This window comes from Vibrio sp. 10N.286.55.E10, from assembly GCF_002872555.1.
GTDB classification, from domain to species: domain Bacteria; phylum Pseudomonadota; class Gammaproteobacteria; order Enterobacterales; family Vibrionaceae; genus Vibrio; species Vibrio crassostreae.
The window spans coordinates 66,492-87,566 of record NZ_MCSD01000004.1 but is presented as its reverse complement, the minus strand read 5'-3'; the positions used below and the strand labels follow the sequence as shown (position 1 = coordinate 87,566).

The following is a 21,075-nucleotide window of genomic DNA, read 5'->3' as shown; positions in this document are numbered from 1 at the left end:
ATGACTAAGGATTTAAATCGAAAAAGCCCCGCCGTTGTCTGTTTTTGAAAAACGTCACAACAACGGGGCTTAGGAGTTGGCTTAGATTAAGCCGCTAAGATTGTTTTAAGATCTTGCTCTGGCGTTGAGATAGAACGCATATCGAACTCGTCTTGAATAATCTTTAGTAGGTTTTCTGTTAGGAACGCTGGCGCTGTTGGGCCTGTGTAGATGCCTTTCACACCAAGAGCAAACAGAGTAAGCAGGATAACGATCGCTTTTTGCTCGAACCAAGACAGAACAAGTGTTAGAGGCAGTTCGTTGATGCCGCAGTCAAACTCTTTAGACAGTGCTAAAGCAAGCTGAATAGCAGAGTAAGCATCGTTACATTGACCAACATCTAACAGACGTGGGATGCCGTTAATATCGCCAAATTGGTTCTTATTAAAACGGAATTTACCACATGCCAAGGTCAGGATTACTGAATCTTCTGGTGCTTGAGCTGTGAAATCTGTGTAGTAACTACGCTCAGATTTGTCGCCGTCACAACCACCGACTAAGAAGAAGTGCTTAATGTTGCCTTCTTTCACTTGCTCAACAACCGCAGGCGCTGCTTCCATCAATGCGTTACGACCAAAGCCAACAGTGATCATTTGCTCGATCTCGTCATGCTTGAAGCCTTCTTGTGCAAGAGCACAATCGATCACAGCGCTGAAATCGTCACCTTCAAGGTGAGCAACACCCGGCCAGCCAACGATGCTACGCGTAAATAGACGGTCAGCGTATGAGCCTACATCAGGGTTAAGCAAACAGTTAGATGTCATTACGATCGCACCAGGGAAGTTCGCAAATTCTTTTTGCTGGTTCTGCCAAGCGCTGCCGTAGTTACCCGCAAGGTGTGGGTACTTGTTCAGTTCAGGGTAACCGTGTGCAGGTAGCATCTCACCGTTGGTGTAAACGTTAATGCCCCTACCTTCTGTTTGTTGAAGGATCTTTTCTAGATCATGCAGGTCGTGACCGGAAACAAGGATACAGTGACCTTTCTTCGTCTTCACATTCACGGTTGTTGGTTGAGGGTGACCAAATGTATCTGTCTCGCCCTTATCCAGCATTTCCATTACTTTGTAGTTCATCAAGCCAATCTGCATAGACGTATCTAACAGTTGTTTTAGATCTGACGGGTCTGTACCTAGGAACGCCATGATTTCGTGGTATTCAGCAAAAATAGCATTGTCAGTTTGACCAAGAACACGTGCGTGCTCCATGTACGCTGCCGCACCTTTTAAGCCGTATAGGCAAAGAAGGCGAAGACCAATCACATCTTCGTGTTGAGAGTCGTGACCGCGGTTTACCGCCGCTTGAGGGGCAAGCGCCAATAACTCTGAAGAATCTGTTGGAAGATCGAATTGAGCAGCAGCAGAAAGCGCAGGGATCTCAAAACCGGTCAACGTAGCTGCCGCTCGAACTTGTTGTTCTAAACGCTGCTTAAACTCGTGAGATTGCTGAGCAAATTCGATGATGCGAGCAGGATCGAAGTTAACGTTCGTTAATGTTGCGAAAAATGCTTTTGGTGCCCATTCATCAATTTCAGTATCAATAACATCACAAGCACGGCCTAAATTAGCCCAGAAAGAAACACCTTGAAGAGAATGCACCAACACGTCTTGAAGGTCGGATACTTCCGAAGTTTTACCACACATACCTTGTGCGAAAGAACAGCCTTTTACGGTTGGGGTTTGAATTGTTTGTTCACATTGAATACAGAACATATAGGGGCTCCAGTAATTTTTATTAGCTGTAAGTGCTTTGCTTACAGTGACTTATTCCAACCCCTATAGAGCATCAACCGTGCCAACTTTTAACTCATTGATTTTATTAAACTTAGCTGTATTCCATGTTTTTAGTGCGTGATTATGACTACATATAAACTCCCCAAGAGCACACATCCGTGTCATAGTGACTCTCCGAGATTAATTAACGGCGTTCATGTTTCGTTCAGAATAGAAGCGATAAAGTAACAACATAGAAAAAGAGGAATGAATATGAAAAATATATTAGTTACGATTGTTGCATTATTTACTGGCCTTTTGGCACTATTCACAAGCTTGATCCTTGCTATTCCTTTGGCTATTGCAGCTTTAATCACTGGCAAGCGCATTCAGAATCAAATGAAGAAACAAGGTTTCGCAGCTCATATGAACACTCGTCAGTCATCAACCCATGATGCCGGAGTTATTGAAGGTGAGTACGAAGACCTTTCAAGCAGAAAATAATCTAAACTTCAGTTTCAGACATAGTGAAAGCACAACAGAGACAAGATTACATAATGCAAAGAAAGCCCCTCCTAGCACTGCTGGCCTTAACGACTTTAAGTCTCGTTGGTTGCTCCAACGAGACATCAATACCCGCTTACGAAACTTCTCCAGATTTGCCTAGCTATCAGCAAGACAGCTTTGATGCCTACGTCAATGACACCCAAGATTGGTTATTGAAAAACCGTGTGTTCATGACGGAAGACAAACAACTCGAGATCCAACTCAATTCGCCAACCGAGTATCAACCAACCTCGCCAAACGGCAAGGCAGTGTTACTGGTTCATGGATTAGGTGACTCACCCTACTCATTTAAAGACATCGCTACCCATTTGGTTGAGCAAGGTTACTTAGTGAGAACCGTGTTACTGCCGGGTCACGGTAGTCGCGTGGGTGACTTAATGCAGCCGAGCCTAGAAGATTGGCAAGGTGTGGTAGCTCATCATACGAAGTTACTTGAGCAAGAGTATGATTCTGTTTGGCTAGGCGGCTATTCAACCGGCGCGAATCTCGTGACTTCACAGGCGATGCATGATCCAAAGATCTCTGGGTTACTGCTGTTCTCTCCTGCGTTTCAACCGAGCTCGTCAGCCGTTCAATATGCAGAGCTAGCGAGCTACTTTGTTACTTGGGCCGATCAAGATCCTGAAGATAATGTGCTGCGTTACAACTCACTGCCAATGAACGGTGCTTCAGTTTACTACGAGACATCAGAAGTCGTTCGCAATGACTTGGAAGATAAGCACTTTGATAAGCCGGTGTTTATTATGATGAGTGAAGGCGACAGCGTGATTGACACCAACTACGTTCAGCAAGCATTTACTGAATCGATGCCGAATCCAAACAATGTGTTGGTTTGGCAAGGAGAAACGACACTCGAGGATCCTCGCGCTGTTCAGTACAGCATGAAAATTCCAGATCAGCGTATCTCGAACGGCTCTCACATGGGCTTACTGTTCTCACCAAGCAACCCTTACTACGGAATCAATGGTAGCGAGAAGATCTGCTCTAATGGTCAGGCTGAAGGCTTTGAAGAACAATGTAATGCAACCAGTGAAGTTTGGTACTCAGCATGGGGCTATCGCGAAGAAGGGAAGAACCATGCGCGTTTGACCTACAACCCCTACTTCTCAGATTCTATGGCGAAGTTAGATGCCGTGCTGAATTCTGAAGGCTAACAAGCTCAAACCTGTCGAAGCCAATCCATAGAAATCAAAAAGGCTCACTAGATAACGTCTAGTGAGCCTTTTTTAATGAGTATCGTTTCTCGTAACTTACTCTTATCGCTTACTGCTATATCGTCCACACCACACGAACAGCAAGCAGGATCAACACCAAACCTGATAGTCGGTCAATCAGCTGCGCCTTTGAGCGAATACGTTCAACAATCAACGGGCTAGACAGCACCAAGGTGATAAAAGTGTACCAAAGGCCGTCGACAATCAACGGCGTTGAGACAATGATCACTTGATTGCTCAGTTCATTACCTAATGCAACAAATTGGCTGAACAGAGCGATGAAGAACAGCGCAATCTTTGGGCTTAAGATAGAGATCAAGAAAGCCTCGCGAGCAGACTGCATGTAACTCATCTTTTCCCCCGCTTCCAATTTCGCGGCAACACCACCTTTCGAACGCAACGCATTCACGCCGAGATAAAGCAGATACGCAGCACCCGCTAAACTAATACCTTTGAACAACATGGGTGATTGCTCAAGCACAACGGCTAAACCAACAATGGTTGCGAACGCATAAATACCGATACCAGCAGCATGCGACCAAGCTGCGATAAGTCCGTTCATGCGGCCACCAGCCAAGCTGTGCTTAGCGATCATCGCCAAACTCGGGCCCGGAGACATTGCACCCAACAAGCAAATCGCTAATAAAGAAAACCAAATTGTTACTGTCATCATTCCATTCCTAGTAAAATAAAGCGTTCCAGCTGAACACTCTACGCTTAATACTCAATACTTGGCACTTACCATAATCCGCAGAACGTATCATTTGAAATCAAAGGTTATCATTACACTTATGATTTCAAATCATACTGATATTGTAACTCGACTTTTTCATGGCTTGGAATGCCTTTTCTCTCGCCCATTTGTGGGCAGAGTCGTTGTCATATTTAGGGTGCCACATTAACCAATAGGTATGCATTTCCGTATCAAACGGCAAAGAAAAGTAGGTAGTATCGAGGTGTCGACCTAGGTTATAGGCGATATGTTCCGGCACAATCATCAGGTAATCGTCTTGCATCAATACAGTGCCAGCCGATGAAAAGAACGGAACCTGCAAAGCCACTCTTCGCTTCAGGCCTTGCTTCTTCAATGCTATGTCCGCGTAGCTGTCTTTATCTCCGCCCCCCGTCACCTTGATGTGAGAGTAGTTAACAATGTCTTCTGCACTCAAAACCACTTGTTGAGCTAATGGGTGAGACTTGCGCATCAAACACACCGACTTGTCTTCACCAAGTTTGATGCTTGAAACATGCTCTGGCTTTGTGGGAAACATACTAGAAGCTAAGTGGATCCCCGACTCGTTCAGTGCTTCAAGGTAGTTTGGCTGCCACAGGCGATAAGCCAAATTGATATTCGGCGCTTCAGCGGACACCTCTGCAACAATCACAGGAAGAATATACTGAGCCACATAATCACTCGAAGACAACACCAACTCACCTTGCCAGTCTCGTGGCTCAAAGGGTTTATCGTCTAACAGGTGATCAAACTCTCCAAGCAAGTCATCGAGCTTATCTTTAAGCTGAAGAGCACGATTAGTAGGAACCAGTTTGTTACCATCACGAACCAACAAAGGATCGCCACACAAATCTCTTAGCTGGCTAAGTTGGCGGCTAACCGCTGACTGTGTAATATGCAAGCGTTGAGCTGCGCGGCTTACATGACACTCTTCTAGAAGTACATGCAGCGAACGCAGTAGGTTTAAGTTGATATTGCCTAACATGGATGTACCGTCGGATTCAGTTTGTTAAAAAACTCGGTAAGCACAGTATGAGTCATTAGGTGACGCAGATCTGGATAGCTTTGCAGTTGGTCGCGAACTTGATTTAAACGCTCCATGCTTTCCACTTCAACGTACAGCATCATGTCCGTCTCACCGCTGATCGAGTGACACCACTGCACACCATCAATACTCTGGATTCGTTGCGCGTAGGACTCACAACTATGGTCGCTGCTCGACATGTCGAACTTCAACAAAATATAAGCACACACATTCTTCGTTTGATTGGGTTCTGTCACTTGAGCGCAGTAGCCCGTAATCACTTTATCGCTTTCCAGTTTCTTGATTCTGGCGTTCACAGCTGAGCGCGAGAGACTGACATCTCGTGCGATATCACTCACTGAGCATCGAGCGTTGGTTTTGAGAATATCCAAAATCTGGCGATCAAATTTATCCATGCTTCTGATTCTTTCCACTTATTGTTCTATTTATAACGCCTAATTTGACACAACTTTCCTACTTATAACAGCCATTATGACAGCCGACACTTTCACGCTTAATCGGATTAATACCGTTAAAATGACGGTGTCTTACGACGTTTCGCTAGCTGTATTATTGATGGCGACAATGTATGCTCTCATTCATAGCATCACCCAAACATCAGAAGACAGGCAAAAGAAGGCCGATATAATAAGCCAATAGCTAGGAGAGCGAATGACACAACTCAAACAAGAGATCACGCTGATCTCAGGAATAGGACAACTCTCTACGACCTTGCTAGGCACTGGATTATTTATGATTCCCGCTATCGCTGCAGGTATCGCAGGTCAGTTGTCGCTACTGGCATGGTTAATCTTGTTTATCGCCATTTGCCCGATCGCCCTCACCTTTGCTGCCTTAGGAAAACACTACCCGAATGCAGGTGGTACAGCTTACTTTGTACGTCAGGCGTTTAGCGAGCGATTAGAAACAAGCGTGGCGTGGTTGTTTGTGAGTGTTATTCCTGTCGGTATTCCAGCGGCCATTGCACTGGCAGGAGGTTTTGCTCAACAGTTATTACCCTCACCTCTCGACACACCACTTGGGGCTCAATCCTTTACCGTCGCTCTGCTGATTGCCGTCAATTTGATGGGCAGTAAGTCTTCAGGCCGCTTGCAAACGGTGATTGCCTTATCGATTTTTGCCTTGGTTAGCGCTTTTGTTTGGAAAGCCGACATCACGGTAACCGATGTGGCTCTCCCTACCATCTCGTCCGATTCTATGTGGTCCATCGGCGCTGCTTTAGCCGTCATGTTTTGGTGCTTTGTCGGAATAGAAGCTTTTGCTCACATGGGAGAGGAGTTCAAAAATCCACAACGTGACTTCCCAATCGCCATCATTGCAGGCTGTTTTGTTGCGGGGTTAGTGTACTGGGCTTGTTCAGTGGTGATTCTTAAACTGGGGGCTTACGGTTCACCTGAATTCGATGCCGCATCCATCCCTTGGGTAACAGAACAATTGTTTGGTAATGGCTTCAAAACCGTCATCAGTGTACTTGGCTTCTTTGCTTGTTTTGCCAGCCTAAACCTTTATACCCAAAGCTTGTCTCGCATGATCTGGGCTCAAGCTCGCCAACACACTCCTACAAGTAGAATGGCTCAACTGAACAGCCGTGGCGTACCACTTTACCCAACATTAGCAATTGGATTTATCGCGCTTATCTCGTGTGTGATTGGTGAACTGTCTAATTTGGACCTTGAATTCTTTCTTAAACTCGCCAATGGTATTTTTGTTTTGGTTTATTTGCTCGCTATGTTAGCGGCTTGCCGATTACTGACAGGTGCATCTAGATACACAGCCATGCTCTCATTGGTCATATGTACCTTAGTGTTTATCTGTTTAAGTTGGTCGATGCTCTATGCCGTGACTATTTTTGTGACATTGTCACTCCCTTGGCGAAAATGGTTGGGTAAGCCCACTGTTTCTATCGACAAGTTGTAACTCGATTAGTGATGAATCAGAAAATTGTAAACAAGCCCTACCAATATTACTGATAAAAAAGCCGAGCGATCTGTTTGATCTTCGGCTTTATCTCAGCCAAACGTATATTTCCAAAACCCAGCACCGCCCCACTCCAATCACGAGCATCACTCGAACCGTATTCATAAAAATCAAACGGACGAATGATGATATTTTCAAGCTCTGCTCTGCGGCTCCACTCATGTTCAGATATTCCGTTGTACCACTTCACCGTTACATGTAGTCCTGCCGCCTGACTGATCACTTCAAGATCACCGTTAAACTCACTTTTAATCGCTTCTATCATCGCTTCATGTTTGAGTTTGTAGGAACGACGCATCTTTCTGATATGACGCAATAAATCACCTTCTCGAACAAAATCCGACAAAGCTTCTTGTGTATGAGACGCCGTGTCTCCAGTGAGTGCATCTTTAATCTCAAGACACTTCGCCACCAGACTTTCTGGCACCACTAAGTAGCCTAAGCGGAGTCCGTTGAACATGACTTTACTCAGCGAACCAACATAAATGATTCGGTCATCAAACCCGAGTTTACCCGCTAAGCCTTGCATACTGGTGTAAGGGCGATGTGCAAACTGAAACTCACTGTCGTAGTCATCTTCAATGATCCATGACTGATGTTTGTTGGCCCAATCGATGAGCTTGAGGCGTTGCTCAGTATTTAAAGTCGTGCCCATTGGGTATTGGTTACTCGGCGTGACATACAGAGCCTTAGCATTACTGAACAACACTTTTTCAATATCTAATCCAACCTTTTCACGGACACTTACGCCATCTAACTCTAACCTCAACAGATCGATAATTTTATGCACTTGTCGATAACCGGGCTCTTCCACCAGGATTTTGTCGCCCATCGCCAACGTCGCCATCAAACCAATTGAGATAGCTTGCTGAGCACCTGCGGTTATGATGATTCTGTCAGCACTACAATGAACTGAACGGCTGCTTGCAAGATACCCGGTCAACGCTTCCCTCAAGGCCAAGCTTCCCTGAACCTCTTGATTGCCCGCAATGTTCTGACGTGCAGAGTGGCGTTGCAACAGCCTCTGCCACTTAGCATAAGGGAACGCATCTAAGTCAGGGACTCCTGGGGCAAAGCTGCGGTTAATGTCGTTAGGTGTCGCTATATTTGCACTCGGCTTACTTATTACGTGCCTAACCTGTACATCCTGAACACTGTTTGGCTGAGACAAACTGAGAAAATGCTCCGGCTGTTCAACCGACACGTAAAAACCCGAGCCTTGCTTACTCTCGATATAGCCTTCAGTGACCAGTTGTTCGTACGCGTAAATCACTGTATTTCGACTCACCGATAACTCGACGGCCAACTTACGTGTTGAAGGTAACTTACTGCCCTTGCTCCATAAATCTTGAACGATCTTCTCTCTTATCGCGTGGAACAAGGCGGTTTGACGCGTGTCGTGTTGTTCGTCTAACTGTAGATCACCGACATCGATAGGCTGCATAACTGGATCCAAATAGTGTTTAAAAGTGGCTCTATTTAATAGACCAGTTAATCGCTACATTAATCAAAAGGCAATGATTAAGGAGCGATTATGTTATCTAACACGAAAAGAACCACGATTAAAAAAGGGGCTCACAAAGCCGTATTTGAACAAGAGAAACTGCACCAAATCATTGATGAGAGCTTAATCGCACACATTGCATTGCAAGGCGAACAAGGCCCAATGGTTATCCCGATGCTCGCGTGGCGAGTGGATGACATGGTCTACATTCATGGGGCTAAAAACAGTCGCTTACTGAAAGGGCTAAAGAAAGGAGAACCAACCTGCTTAACGTTCACTCTGTTCGATGGTTGGGTATTGGCTCGTTCGGCATTTCATCACAGTGCGCACTATCGTTCTGCAGTGGTACTGGGGTCTTTTTCAGTTATTGATGACAACCAAGAAAAGGATCGCTTGCTGAATATCTTTATTGAGCAAATCGCACCGGGAAGAACCGATGAAGTCAGGCTAAGTAATGATAAAGAGCTCACCGCAACCGAGCTATTGGCGATTCCTTTAACAGAAGCCTCCGTAAAAATTGGTAAACATGGCGTGAATGATGATAAGACTGATATGGATATCCCAGTCTGGGCTGGCGTATTACCTTATCGAACGGTAGTAGGGCCACTAGAAACAGTGCCAGAGCAAGAAGGTATTATTGAAACACCTGATTACCAACAAGCCTATGGTGAACGTTGGTATCAGAATTAACACACGAAGATGGTCAACCAAGAATAATTGTATACAATCTGGCGTATCAAAAATTTAGCATAATGAAATTCTGTCGCCAGATGATGAACACGAATAAGGACACTCTTCCACTTCAAGGCTTGCTCAATGGTATTGGGCAAGTCTATTTCACACCATCTGCTGTAACATCCCTTTTGTTATTGCTAGCTATCTCTATTGAATCAATTCCACTGGCTTGTTTAACTATACTCGGTGTCAGCTGCAGCTACATATTAGCTCGCTATACCCATAACAGCATTAACACCAACAACAAACCAACTCATGATCTTAACAGTGGTATGTATGCGTTAAATGGCGCACTGATCGGTTTGTTCATTGGTAACTTCTTTGGGGTCACCCCAATACTAGCGGCTGTGACAGTCTTCGGTGCCCTACTCACCGTACCAATCGCTAAAATAGTGTTTAGCTTTAAAAAGTACCGCGGTTACACCAGCGCCTTTGTTATCACCTCTTGGGGAATTTATGTTGTCCAATCAACCTTCGAGCTTTCTGCATTTTCAACATCAAGCATTGCGTTGATGCCACTCATTGATATCGGTACAGATGTGAAAAACTACTTACCAACGTTTGTGGTGACCATGCTAAAAGGGATCAGCCAAGTCAGTTTTATCAATAATGAGTTTTCCGGATTGGTTATCTTGGTCGCAATCGCACTGAACAGCTTCATGCACGCTGTTTGGATACTGCTTGCGGTGTTTATTAGTACCCTATTTAGCTCTTTGGTTGGTGCTGACAACGAACTGATCAAGCAAGGTCTTTATGGCTACAACGCCATTCTTGCAACTCTAGCACTTGTGCTCTATCCACGAATTCCTTGGCCGCTAATCCTATTAGGCATGCTGTTGAGTTGCCTTATTACCCTAGGCTTTCACACCTTGGCACTGCTGCCATTAACAGCGCCTTTCATTTTGAGTACTTGGGCTGTGGTTTACTTATCAGGCTTGTTACAGAAACGAAGTCTAGCCTAAAAACATAAACTATAGATCCGTCCAAAACCTCTCGACATATTGCTTTGGCGTTAAACCTCGATGTTTCTTAAACATTCGATTGAAGCTGGCAGTATTGGTATAGCCTAAGCGTTTAGCGACATCTTCAATGGGCAATTTATAACTCAACAATTCCACCGCAACATTACTCAATGCATAACCCATTATGGTAGAAAAATTGACACCCCGTTTGTGTAAACGTCGCTGAAACTGCTGCTCAGATAACCCCAGAAGGCTAGAAACTTTATGCAGAGTCGGCAAACCGAAATGGCGGCTGTAGTTGATCATCTCATAAGTCACCTTATGTTCATCACCGGCATCTGGCATATTGAGGTAGTTGTCTAGGTCGTGAAAATTCATCGCCAGCCCCATTTTACCTACACTTGGCGATTGATTAATAGACAACCTCAACTCACTCCGTATCCAAACCTCTGTACGAGGTTGCCCCCATTGAATCGTACAACCGAAATACTCATGGTAGAGATCAACGTTATCTCGATGGCCGGCAATTGATACCGCCATGGGTTTAAAACCATCCCCTAAATAACGGCGCAAAATCTTCATAATGAAAATGGCCACTCTTATCGAGTCATGTACTTTGCCCGTTTCCGTGTAAGCGGGATTGTCGTAGCACCATTTAATCATGGTTCCGACTTGAGCACCGTATAAGAAAGCACCCGACTGTAAACAATGCAGTCCGATGTTGACTCTGCGGATCGTCGACGCAAGATCGTGACCAGAAAAAAACCAATTGGTTAACGGGCCTAATCTTTCAATATCTACACGATCAGCCAATTTCAATATGATATCCGGATCATTAGTTTGCTCTTCAAGTAGACCATACCATTTGTCCACTTCACTAACGGGAATAAGGTTCATCGGGTTATTAAACACCGATTTAGGAATACCTAATTGCTCGGTATTCACGGCCTTATTGGTCATTGCGTATTGGTAAATACCCAAAATACCCAATGCTCTTAAGAAGTTACAGTTGTTCATTAGCCCCCTACCTAGAAGTCACTATTACAGATCAAATCATATTGACACCATTATTAAAGTAATTGGTAAATTTTCAACCTCTAAATCTGATATCAATCACACTCGGCGCTCAATTTAACCTAGGGTTTATCAATGAGTTTACTTAGTGTCCCATTTGTCGGAACAGGTGCAGATACTGCACTACACGTCGTGGCTGGCGTAGTGTTGGTCGCAACCATCGCGGCAGCATGTTACGGGTTCTGGCGTGTTCATGAATTACCAATCAATAAAGCTCACAGTAAAGATCATCATCAGCTGGGTTTGATTACCGCATTAACATGGATTGGTTTCGTATGGCACTGGGTATGGGTACTCGCTGTAATCTTGGCATTTGTTGATATGGAAAAAGCCATCATCAACCTAAGAGATACATGGAAATCTCCGGCAGCACCGAAGGAACAGGCAACGACCGACAAGCAAGATGAGGAGAGCCAAGTATGTTAGAAGGCTTAGCAATTTGGGCACTGTTCATTTATTTACTCAGACTTATTGGTATGCCTTGGAACAAAGGCACCAAAGCATTCGCGTACCTAGGTGGTACATCTTGGCTATTGTTTGTGTGGGTCGGCCTACTCAACTTTACTCCGATGGATTTATCGGGCGGTTCGGTTGTTCAGTCTCCGCACATTCAATTGCGTCCAGACTCAACCAATGTGTCGGGTAAAACAACGAAAGTCCATATCCATCCCAACCAAGATGTGACAGAAGGACAACTGATCTATGAGATTGACGACACCAAATATGTGATTGCAAGAGACAAAGCAAGTGTTCAACTTGAGTCAGCAAAGGTCGCTTTAGACACGGCTCGCCAAGAAGTGAGCATTGCTAAAGTTAGCTATCGCTCAGCGCTAGAAGACATCAAAGCTTCAATTGCACAAATTGAGTCAGCGAAAACAGATTTAGTACTGCAATCAAAAACGCTTGATCGTTACCAGAAGCAAAACAGTGTCGTACAACACACAATCACTGAAACTGACATCGACCAACAAACGGCAAAGGTAGATTTGGCGACTCACAATGTGACTACGTTAGAATCTCAACTGAGCAAGAAAGAAGTCGATGCAGAAAACGCGAAACTCGACATTCACAAAGCCGAAACTAACGTTAGCAAACAACAAACAGAAGTGGATTCAGCGAAAGCAACCTTGGCTCAAGCACAATGGGATCTTAACAGCACCAAAGTCACGGCACCGACTGACGGCTTTGTAACGAACTTTATTCTTCGTGAAGGTCAGCGCGTTTCAATGATGCCTCGTATTCAAATGTACACCGAAGAGAAGTACGTGCTAATGCGAGTTAACCACCAAGCGATTCGTAATATTAAGGTCGGCCAACCAGCAGAATTTGCGACGGCGGTTTACCCTGGCAAGATATTCTCGGCAACCGTAGAAGGTATTGTTGAGGCGACGGGTGAAGCACAGGCGAGCTTGCTCGGTATCGATGAACAGGTGCGTGTCACCACAGGTCGGAACCTTCAGAACAAGCACCACTTTGTACGTTTAAAGATCGATGAAACAGAAGGCTACGATATTCCTGTTGGTTCTGTCGGGTTAGCGTGGGTAAGTGGTGAGAAACCGATTAGCTTCATGGCGTTCCTAGATGTAATACGCGGGATCATCATTAGAATGAAGTCTCAGCTGTACTTCTTCTACTCTATCTAATATGCCTGATAAGCAAAACAAGACAAAGCCCGTGCGATCTCAAATCGCACGGGCTTTTTTGGTTGCTTGCTTGCACAAAATTCCATATTTTTAGGCATAGGAAGAGTCCATAGAAGGCAAAGAACTCAGAGACACGCTGTGCTCGCCTTTCTTCTTATCTCATCTCATCTCATCTCATCTCATCTCATCGCGACACTAGATCATCAACACCTAGATCACCCAACACTATCATTAAATTGCAAATCGCAATTGCATAATGCGACAGGATAATTCTAAAACGCGAATAAAACACCCAAATACGCACCAAATTGCTATTAAACAGCCTATATTCGAGGTTTTAAAAGTTGGCACGCTACCTGCAATGTATAAATCGACCCTTCTTAAGCCGAGGGTCACCTAGCCAACTGACGTTGTTAGTGAACCTTATTCTTGTTCACAAAATATATAAGCCAATTGCGGTTATTGCGATTGGCTATTTTTTTGCCTGCCGTTTGACTAACCGCCCACCTCTCGATACAGACACCCATTCAATCGCATAACAATCAACATTCATAGCCAACTATCGATAGCAGATACCCAACACGCTATGGAAAACGTTTTCTATTTATTTTCATGAAATAAATGGAGAAAATAACCCTATGTTTTACAAGGCATTTAAGATGATAACTGATTCTCAAGCGCCTTTATTGACAAAATTAGCATTGACTATGTGATTTATATCACCATAATGCGCACGTTTGCCTGCAATACGGCGACCGTTAATTTTAATTTTGATCATTTGCGGAGGTAAAAAATGGCTGCTGATAATAACTACAGTCTAGGGCCGGTTCCTACATCGGCTAGGAAAGGAGTCGCTTCACTCACCATGGTAATGCTTGGACTCACTTTCTTCTCTGCAAGTATGTGGACAGGTGGTTCACTCGGGACAGGCCTCTCATTCAATGATTTCTTCCTCGCCGTTCTCATCGGTAACCTAATTCTTGGTATTTACACTTCTTTTCTTGGCTACATCGGCTCATCTACTGGCCTCTCCACTCACCTCCTAGCTCGTTTCTCTTTCGGTACAAAAGGCTCATGGCTTCCTTCTGCTCTACTTGGTGGTACACAAGTAGGTTGGTTTGGCGTCGGCGTAGCAATGTTCGCAATTCCGGTACAGAAAGCCACAGGCATTGATACCAACACTTTGATTATTGTGTCAGGTCTTTTGATGACGGGTACGGTGTACTTCGGTATTAAAGCGCTAATGGTGCTTTCAGCGATTGCTGTTCCAGCGATTGCTATTCTAGGTGGTTACTCAGTGTTGACTGCGGTAGACAGCGTTGGCGGACTAGAACAGCTACAACTGATTGAGCCAGAAACTCCAATGGACTTTTCAATGGCCTTAGCAATGGTTGTAGGTTCATTTGTTAGTGCGGGTACGCTAACGGCCGATTTTGTTCGCTTTGGTAAAAAGCCAGCAAGCGCAGTATTGATTACTATGGTTGCATTCTTCATCGGTAACTCGCTGATGTTTATCTTCGGCGCAGCCGGCGCAGCAGCAACAGGCCAATCAGACATTTCAGATGTGATGATTGCACAAGGACTACTGCTTCCAGCGATCATCGTGCTTGGCTTGAACATCTGGACAACCAATGAAAACGCACTTTATGCATCTGGCCTTGGTTTATCTAACATTACTGGTCGCTCAAGTACTACAATGTCTATCATTAACGGCATCATCGGTACGATTTTCGCGCTTTGGTTGTACAACCACTTCGTAGGTTGGTTAACCTTCCTATCGTTGGCGATTCCACCAATTGGTGGCGTAATCATCGCTGACTTCTTCGCAAACCGTAAACGTTACAAAGATTTTGCAAATGCAGAGTTCCAAACCGTTAATTGGGCTGGCATTATCGCGGTAGCAACAGGCGTAGCCGCTGGTCACTTCCTTCCTGGCGTTGTTCCTTTGAACGCAGTGTTAGGTGGTGCAATCAGTTACCTCGTGCTTAATCCTCTATTGAACAAAAAAGCTCTGAAATCTCAGGCCGCTTAAGGACACACTATGACAACCTTATTAATCAAGAACGCGAAACTTCAAGACCAAGAGGGCTTGAAACAGATTCTGATTGAAAATGGTCAATTTTCTCGCATTCTCGATAATGACGCACAAATCAATCATCAAGGTGACATCCTTGATGCTGAAGGTGGCATTGCCGTTTCTCCTTTCTGTGAACCGCATATCCACCTAGATACGACTCAAACAGCTGGAGAACCTAACTGGAACATCTCTGGCACTTTGTTTGAAGGTATTGAGCGTTGGGCTGAGCGTAAAGAACTGCTATCAATTGAAGACGTAAAATCGCGTGCGAAGCAAACACTGAAATGGCAGATCGCTAACGGTGTTCAACACGTGCGTACTCACGTGGATGTATCTGATCCAACGTTAGTTGCGTTAAGAGCGATGGTTGAAGTTCGTGAAGAGATGAAAGAGTGGGTCGACATTCAGATCGTCGCATTCCCTCAAGAAGGCATTCTTTCATACCCGAACGGCAAAAAGTTGCTTGAAGAAGCAGTGAAGATCGGCGCTGACGTTATCGGTGCTATCCCACACTTTGAGTTCACCCGTGAATACGGTGTTGAATCTCTGCATTACGTGTTCGAACTTGCACGCAAGTACGACTGCCTAATCGACGTTCACTGTGATGAAATCGACGACGAACAGTCTCGCTTTGTTGAAACACTGGCAGCCCTTGCTCATAAATTTGAGATGGGTGAAAAGGTAACAGCAAGCCACACGACTGCGATGGGTTCTTACAACGGTGCTTACGCTTCTCGCTTGTTCCGTCTATTGAAGATGTCTGGTATCAACTTCGTAGCAAACCCGTTAGTGAACATTCACTTACAAGGCCGTTTTGACGATTACCCGAAACGTCGTGGCGTGACTCGTGTGAAAGAGATGCTAGCAGCAAACATCAACGTTTGTTTTGGCCACGATGATGTGTTTGACCCGTGGTACCCACTGGGTACAGCGAACATGCTTCAAGTTCTGCACATGGGACTGCACGTAACACAGGTTATGGGCTACGACCAAATCAACAACTCGCTTGATCTGATCAGCAAAAACTCTGCTCGCACATTGAACATCCAAGACAACTTCGGTATCGAAGAAGGTAAGCCAGGTAGCCTACTGATTCTTCCTGCTGACAATGGCTTTGATGCAGTGCGTCGCCAAGTACCCGTGCAGTATTCAGTGCGCCACGGTAAGGTGATTGCAGAGACTCAGCCAGCGAAAACAAAAATTAACTTAGATCAGACTGAAGATATCAACTTCAAGCGTTAATATCGTCTATACTAATCATGAAAAGGAAGCTTAGGCTTCCTTTTCATTTTGTCACAGCGTGTAATTTTATAAAACTATCAGCTGTTCTAGGTGATTTTTGTTAACAAGCACAACATGACAAAAAAACTCGCTGATTTCTCAATCAATGAGTGTACAACCGGAAAGACTGTGTTAACATGCACTCGCTCTGTTAGCCGGAGTTATTTAAGTTAGATGAATAGTAAAAAATGACATGTAAAATCGTTACCCGTTTTTGTAAGTAGTTTTTCCTTATTTCTTAGCAATATTAAATAATTCAATTATCAGCGCATTGCAGTAATGCAATCAACAATTTAGAAAATTTATGAATAAGGGACAAATTATGTCTAACACAAATACTGGCACTGTAAAATGGTTTAACGAAGAGAAAGGTTTCGGTTTCATTTCTCAAGACAACGGCGGTGCTGACGTATTCGTACACTTCCGTGCAATCGCTTCTGAAGGCTTCAAAACTCTGAAAGAAGGCCAAAAGGTTTCTTTCGAAGTTGAAAACGGTCAAAAAGGCCTACAAGCAGCAAACGTTGTTGCTCAATAATTAGCTTTTAGCTAAAAAGAATTTTAAAGCGCTGATTTTTATCGGCGCTTTTTTGTATCTGCTTATAAATATTTCCACCTCCCTTCTGTATACAAAGCTTCACTCGTTTTACTCTTATCAGCGCAAGTCCTCTAAATCAAAGTTCTCCCAATTCAAGCTATGCCGTCAATTTACTTCGCTACATAAAAAACCACTTTAAGGTCACTGAGTCCACCTTTTGCCAAAAGCTTTGATACAAAATTCAGCCTATGTTCTACGGTGAATAACTAAAAATATGATTAAAGAACAATCTATTAGATTCAATTTATGATTGCGCAATCGATATTCATAATAAAAACGAGTTATTTATCCAATCCTCATCCATTAATCATATAATTTTTAAAGCAAAGACCTGCGAAATCCGCTAACCTTGTCGACAAGTGGCTTGAGTTAGTTTGGTATCTGCAGTAACAATAATGAAAAAAGACGAATTCCAGAAATCCACCGCTAATCTAAAAAAAGCGGTACCTCTTATGATGAAGAACAGGGTGTCCACCACACCTGCAAATTACGCACTTTGGTACACCTATGTCGATAATGCTATCCCGCAGCTAACTAAAGACATGGATGGTGTTTTAGAACACTACGGCATTTGCCCTCCAGCTGTTGGTGAACAGCTTTACAACAATTATGTTGCGAGTAAATCCGAAACCAATATCAACGACCTTCGCGCTAATTTGGAGTTGTTAGTTTCTGAAGTTTCTAACTCGATGAACGACACACTGACCGACACCTCTGCTTTTTCAGAAATGATAGATAAAAGCTTCGAAGATTTAGCTCGTGTTGATAATGAAAGTTTATCGATCGACGAAGTCATGTCTTTGGTTCGTCAGCTAGTTTCTGAGTCTCGTCATATTCGTCACTCTACTCAGTTTCTAAACTCTCAGCTGAACTCTGCTACATCAGAAATTACCAAGCTTAAAACCCAGTTGGTGGAAGTTCAGAAAGATGCGCTCTTTGACAGCACAACGACACTCTATAACCGTCGCTCTTTTGACCGTGATATAGAAACCTTGTGTGAAGCGAAACAATCTCTATGTTTGATCCTTCTTGATATCGATCACTTTAAAAACTTCAACGACACCTATGGCCACTTGTTTGGCGATATGGTTCTTAAAGGGATTGCTCGCAAGCTGAAGCTAAGTTGTCGAGAAGGTATTTCTGCCTATCGATTTGGCGGTGAAGAGTTCGCACTCATTGTACCTAATAAGTCTTTACGTATTGCTCGCCAACTCGCGGATACTAATAGACGCTCTCTAGAGAAGCTGTCGATTAAAGACCGTCGCAGTGGTGAACAAGTCGGTAGTATCACCGCATCGTTTGGTGTCGGTGAACTTGAACCCGGAGAGTCAGCGCAATCGCTGATCGAAAGAGCCGATAAGCTGCTTTACGAAGCAAAATCACTGGGGCGTAACCGAGTAATGCCTTTGTAAGACACACCATCACTGCTCGTATCGACATATTAGTCGGCTCGTATTGAAACTAGAAAGCCCCAAAGACATTATCTTCGGGGCTTTTTCTTTAGCTGTATAAATTGATTTAGCTACCTAGGGTTCACCGTTAGATCTGGAAGCAGTAATTCAGGCAGTAATCTTCACCACTCTTTGCTCTGAACTCTTTATCTTCGCTGCATGCCTTTGGTTTGCCCTTTGCATCACCTTGAATCAAACTGATCCAGTGGCGCATCGCTGCAATGGTCTCTTCTCGCATTGTGGTTGTTGCTTCCATTGGTGATTGGCCAAACGTGGTGCATGACTCCAACTGAATATCATCGATTTCTACCAGTTCAATACAACCTGTCCCTTTATGGCAACCAAACATCACCTCTAGGTGGCTTCCACTACCATCTCTGAACAAGATAGAGTCTGGGTCATTCTTCTCACCCATGTACGCTACAAACTGTTTAGGATGCTTTAGACCGCTGTGCTGACCATCTTTAAAGTAAGCCATGATATGACGGTAATCTACTACATAGCTGGTTACGTCTTGATGTGAGCCATTCTCTAGTGGGAATAGTCGATCAAGCAGCTGCTTTGCTTTCACTTGCTTTTCAGTTTGCTGGTTTGCACTGATTGTCTCCACGGCAAAGACAGCTTCAGCGATAAATGGCTTTGATTGTTTTTGGATTTCTGTTTTATCGAATGTAAGCATATTCATAGTCTTTCCCTCTTGACCAGTCCGGTGATAACCACCGATTTCTACAGCAAAAATGTGTCCTAGAGCAATTATTCCAAACTAACGTTTAATTTATTTGTCATTTTGTGAATTGCTTAGTTTGTAGATTAGCGCTTTTTTACATACAATTTCACAACAAAAATTTTACAATGTGAATTTTACAAATATGGCCTTGTCAAAAAGTTTAGTTCGTCAGTCACACTTCCTAGGTACTAAAATACGTAACCTAAGAAAACGTAACCATTTAACGATGGAAGATCTGTCTGCGCGTTGTATTAGAATCAACCCAGAATACGCACCTTCCGTTTCTTACCTTTCAATGATTGAACGCGGAAAGCGGGTTCCAAGCATCGATATGCTGGAAGTGATTGCGCAGGTCTTTCAGAAGAACCCAACCTGGTTCCTCGACGATGAATCTGAACAACAAGCCATTGCCCCTGATAAAGGGAATCGTGGTGGGATAAGTGGCATGGCACTCGAGCCTAGCTTTCTTTTCTCCAACGACATCCTGCAAATTGCGATTCCTGAGATGCTGTCACAAACGGGGATTTCAGGCCGTCAGTTTGCACACCTCTTGATTAGGGCACACCAAGAGAGCAACCAGAACCACTTCCCTGACCTTGAACGCGCTGCAGAGGAAGTTGGCCTAAAACGTCTCAACCTCAGCGTAGAAGACCTTATAGACATCGCTAGAACCCTTGGAATCAACATCCGTTGGGTAACGCGAACGCCGCAAGACGTAGTTGATGAGCTCGGTATTAATGCCAAGCAACTGGTTACATCATTCTTTGAGCCTCCGGGTACAATCTTCTTAAACGAGATTCTTAAAGAATACCCAACTCGCCTGAAATACGACCTCTCGGTTTATATTGGCCATTGCATTTTGCATAGCAAAGAAGGATTAAAGAGTGTGTTGTCGGTCGGTAACAACAATACATGGGATGACAATCAAGTCTCAGGCTCTTCCCAGCTCAACTCTCAAGACATTCTTCAAGCATGGCGTGACTTTGAATCCAGCTTCTTTGCTGGCGCTCTGTTATGCCCGAAAGTCCCGTTCAGACAGCTGCTCGACCGTACTGGTTACGAAATCGACGTTCACCAAAGAGCAGGGGTTTCCCCCTCTGTTGCGATGCGTCGAATGACGGTAGTATCGCCCTACCCTCACTGGCACTATTTTGATGCTTATGGGCCGGGGAAACTCAAGGCGGTGTACCGCGGGAACGGGATTCCATTGCCTTGGGGAAATATGAGAACAGTCGCTGACCCATGTCAACATTGGGCTGTGTTCCGTCGATTATCTGAACCCCGAGCGGGTAGCTCTGCTCAAATCTCCATTTTAAATGTGGGTGATGAGCCAAGAATCTACTGTTGTGAATCCATCAATATGACGGATCCTGCGGGTAACAATCGCGTTTTGTGTGCTGGTATAGATCTCAATCCAGCGATTGATGCTCAAGGTGGTAATTCGAGAGAAATAGCAGAGCAACTTAAGGCGTCATGCGTCAACAATGGCGGCTCTGTAGCAATACCGCGTAACATCAAGAAAGATCTCACGACAATAGCCAAGATTCTAAATATAAATTGGATTGAACGTGGGATAGAGACAGAGGCGAGGCTTATCTGCTCCAGAGGTGGAGAATGCCCACGCCAACCAAGCTGTTATTCTAAGTGTGGTGGGTAAAAAGTAATAACAAAAATAGAACCTAAAATTCAGGCAAAAAAAAACCAATCACAAAAGGGTGATTGGTCATATATTTTGTGTGAAC

Annotated in this window: 19 protein-coding genes; 12 read left to right on the top strand and 7 right to left on the bottom strand. The window is 44.2% G+C overall.

Annotated elements, in window-relative coordinates; all coding sequences use genetic code 11:
• Positions 1–86: 86 nt before the first annotated feature.
• Positions 87–1,748 carry a hydroxylamine reductase gene (gene hcp, locus BCV39_RS03990; protein ID WP_102432682.1) on the bottom strand — a complete coding sequence of 554 codons (1,662 nt, stop codon included), beginning with the start codon at positions 1,746–1,748 and terminating at the stop codon, positions 87–89.
• Positions 1,749–2,021: 273 nt separating this feature from the next.
• Here hcp and BCV39_RS03985 point away from each other — a divergent pair, with 273 nt between their 5' ends.
• Positions 2,022–2,252: a hypothetical protein gene (locus tag BCV39_RS03985; protein WP_048659061.1), complete on the top strand. Its 231-nt coding sequence runs from the start codon at positions 2,022–2,024 to the stop codon at positions 2,250–2,252.
• 53 nt (positions 2,253–2,305) lie between these two features.
• Positions 2,306–3,469: an alpha/beta fold hydrolase gene (locus BCV39_RS03980; RefSeq protein ID WP_102432681.1), complete on the top strand. Its 1,164-nt coding sequence runs from the start codon at positions 2,306–2,308 to the stop codon at positions 3,467–3,469.
• 115 nt (positions 3,470–3,584) lie between these two features.
• Here BCV39_RS03980 and BCV39_RS03975 read toward each other — a convergent pair whose 3' ends face one another.
• The 3 genes from BCV39_RS03975 to BCV39_RS03965 all read right to left on the bottom strand — a co-directional run bounded on the left by BCV39_RS03975 (position 3,585) and on the right by BCV39_RS03965 (position 5,702).
• Positions 3,585–4,199 (bottom strand): LysE family translocator, encoded by a 615-nt coding sequence (locus BCV39_RS03975; protein ID WP_102432680.1) that lies wholly within the window; start codon positions 4,197–4,199, stop codon positions 3,585–3,587.
• Positions 4,200–4,326: 127 nt separating this feature from the next.
• Positions 4,327–5,247, bottom strand: coding sequence for a LysR family transcriptional regulator (locus tag BCV39_RS03970; protein ID WP_102432679.1), 921 nt, complete (start codon positions 5,245–5,247; stop codon positions 4,327–4,329).
• Positions 5,241–5,702: an Lrp/AsnC family transcriptional regulator gene (locus BCV39_RS03965; protein WP_065675842.1), complete on the bottom strand. Its 462-nt coding sequence runs from the start codon at positions 5,700–5,702 to the stop codon at positions 5,241–5,243. Before BCV39_RS03965 ends, BCV39_RS03970 begins: the two co-directional genes overlap by 7 nt.
• A gap of 256 nt (positions 5,703–5,958) precedes the next feature.
• On the opposite strand from BCV39_RS03965, the gene yjeH reads away from it, so the two are divergent.
• Positions 5,959–7,224, top strand: a complete 1,266-nt coding sequence (gene yjeH, locus BCV39_RS03960; protein WP_102432678.1) for an L-methionine/branched-chain amino acid transporter — start codon at positions 5,959–5,961, stop codon at positions 7,222–7,224.
• 46 nt (positions 7,225–7,270) lie between these two features.
• Here yjeH and BCV39_RS03955 read toward each other — a convergent pair whose 3' ends face one another.
• Complete coding sequence (locus BCV39_RS03955; RefSeq protein WP_102432677.1) at positions 7,271–8,728, bottom strand: PLP-dependent aminotransferase family protein; 1,458 nt, start codon at positions 8,726–8,728, stop codon at positions 7,271–7,273.
• A 90-nt stretch (positions 8,729–8,818) separates the two neighbouring features.
• On the opposite strand from BCV39_RS03955, the gene BCV39_RS03950 reads away from it, so the two are divergent.
• Positions 8,819–9,478 (top strand): pyridoxamine 5'-phosphate oxidase family protein, encoded by a 660-nt coding sequence (locus tag BCV39_RS03950; protein ID WP_048659053.1) that lies wholly within the window; start codon positions 8,819–8,821, stop codon positions 9,476–9,478.
• 80 nt (positions 9,479–9,558) lie between these two features.
• On the top strand, positions 9,559–10,485 hold the full coding sequence (locus tag BCV39_RS03945; protein WP_102432676.1) for an urea transporter: 927 nt from the start codon (positions 9,559–9,561) through the stop codon (positions 10,483–10,485).
• A gap of 9 nt (positions 10,486–10,494) precedes the next feature.
• Here the strand turns inward: BCV39_RS03945 and BCV39_RS03940 are convergent, their stop codons facing one another.
• Positions 10,495–11,502, bottom strand: coding sequence for an AraC family transcriptional regulator (locus BCV39_RS03940; protein WP_048659051.1), 1,008 nt, complete (start codon positions 11,500–11,502; stop codon positions 10,495–10,497).
• A 132-nt stretch (positions 11,503–11,634) separates the two neighbouring features.
• Between BCV39_RS03940 and BCV39_RS03935 the strand changes: the two genes are divergently transcribed.
• From BCV39_RS03935 to BCV39_RS03905, 6 genes are all read left to right on the top strand, one after another.
• A complete protein-coding gene (locus tag BCV39_RS03935) occupies positions 11,635–11,985 on the top strand; it encodes a hypothetical protein (RefSeq protein WP_048659050.1) in 351 nt (116 codons plus the stop codon).
• Entirely contained in the window at positions 11,979–13,202 is a 1,224-nt protein-coding gene (locus BCV39_RS03930; RefSeq protein ID WP_102432675.1) for a biotin/lipoyl-binding protein, read from the top strand. Before BCV39_RS03935 ends, BCV39_RS03930 begins: the two co-directional genes overlap by 7 nt.
• 793 nt (positions 13,203–13,995) lie before the next feature.
• Positions 13,996–15,234, top strand: coding sequence for a cytosine permease (gene codB, locus BCV39_RS03920; protein ID WP_102432673.1), 1,239 nt, complete (start codon positions 13,996–13,998; stop codon positions 15,232–15,234).
• A 9-nt stretch (positions 15,235–15,243) separates the two neighbouring features.
• Positions 15,244–16,521: a cytosine deaminase gene (locus BCV39_RS03915; RefSeq protein ID WP_102432672.1), complete on the top strand. Its 1,278-nt coding sequence runs from the start codon at positions 15,244–15,246 to the stop codon at positions 16,519–16,521.
• Positions 16,522–16,882: 361 nt separating this feature from the next.
• Complete coding sequence (locus tag BCV39_RS03910; protein WP_004730009.1) at positions 16,883–17,095, top strand: cold-shock protein; 213 nt, start codon at positions 16,883–16,885, stop codon at positions 17,093–17,095.
• A 455-nt stretch (positions 17,096–17,550) separates the two neighbouring features.
• Positions 17,551–18,567, top strand: a complete 1,017-nt coding sequence (locus tag BCV39_RS03905) for a GGDEF domain-containing protein (protein WP_102432671.1) — start codon at positions 17,551–17,553, stop codon at positions 18,565–18,567.
• Positions 18,568–18,694: 127 nt separating this feature from the next.
• On the opposite strand, the gene BCV39_RS03900 is transcribed toward BCV39_RS03905, so the two are convergent.
• Positions 18,695–19,291, bottom strand: coding sequence for a malate synthase (locus tag BCV39_RS03900; RefSeq protein ID WP_048608941.1), 597 nt, complete (start codon positions 19,289–19,291; stop codon positions 18,695–18,697).
• Between the two features lie 169 nt (positions 19,292–19,460).
• Here BCV39_RS03900 and BCV39_RS03895 point away from each other — a divergent pair, with 169 nt between their 5' ends.
• Positions 19,461–20,990, top strand: a complete 1,530-nt coding sequence (locus tag BCV39_RS03895; RefSeq protein ID WP_080967367.1) for a DUF3612 domain-containing protein — start codon at positions 19,461–19,463, stop codon at positions 20,988–20,990.
• Positions 20,991–21,075 lie beyond the last annotated feature (85 nt).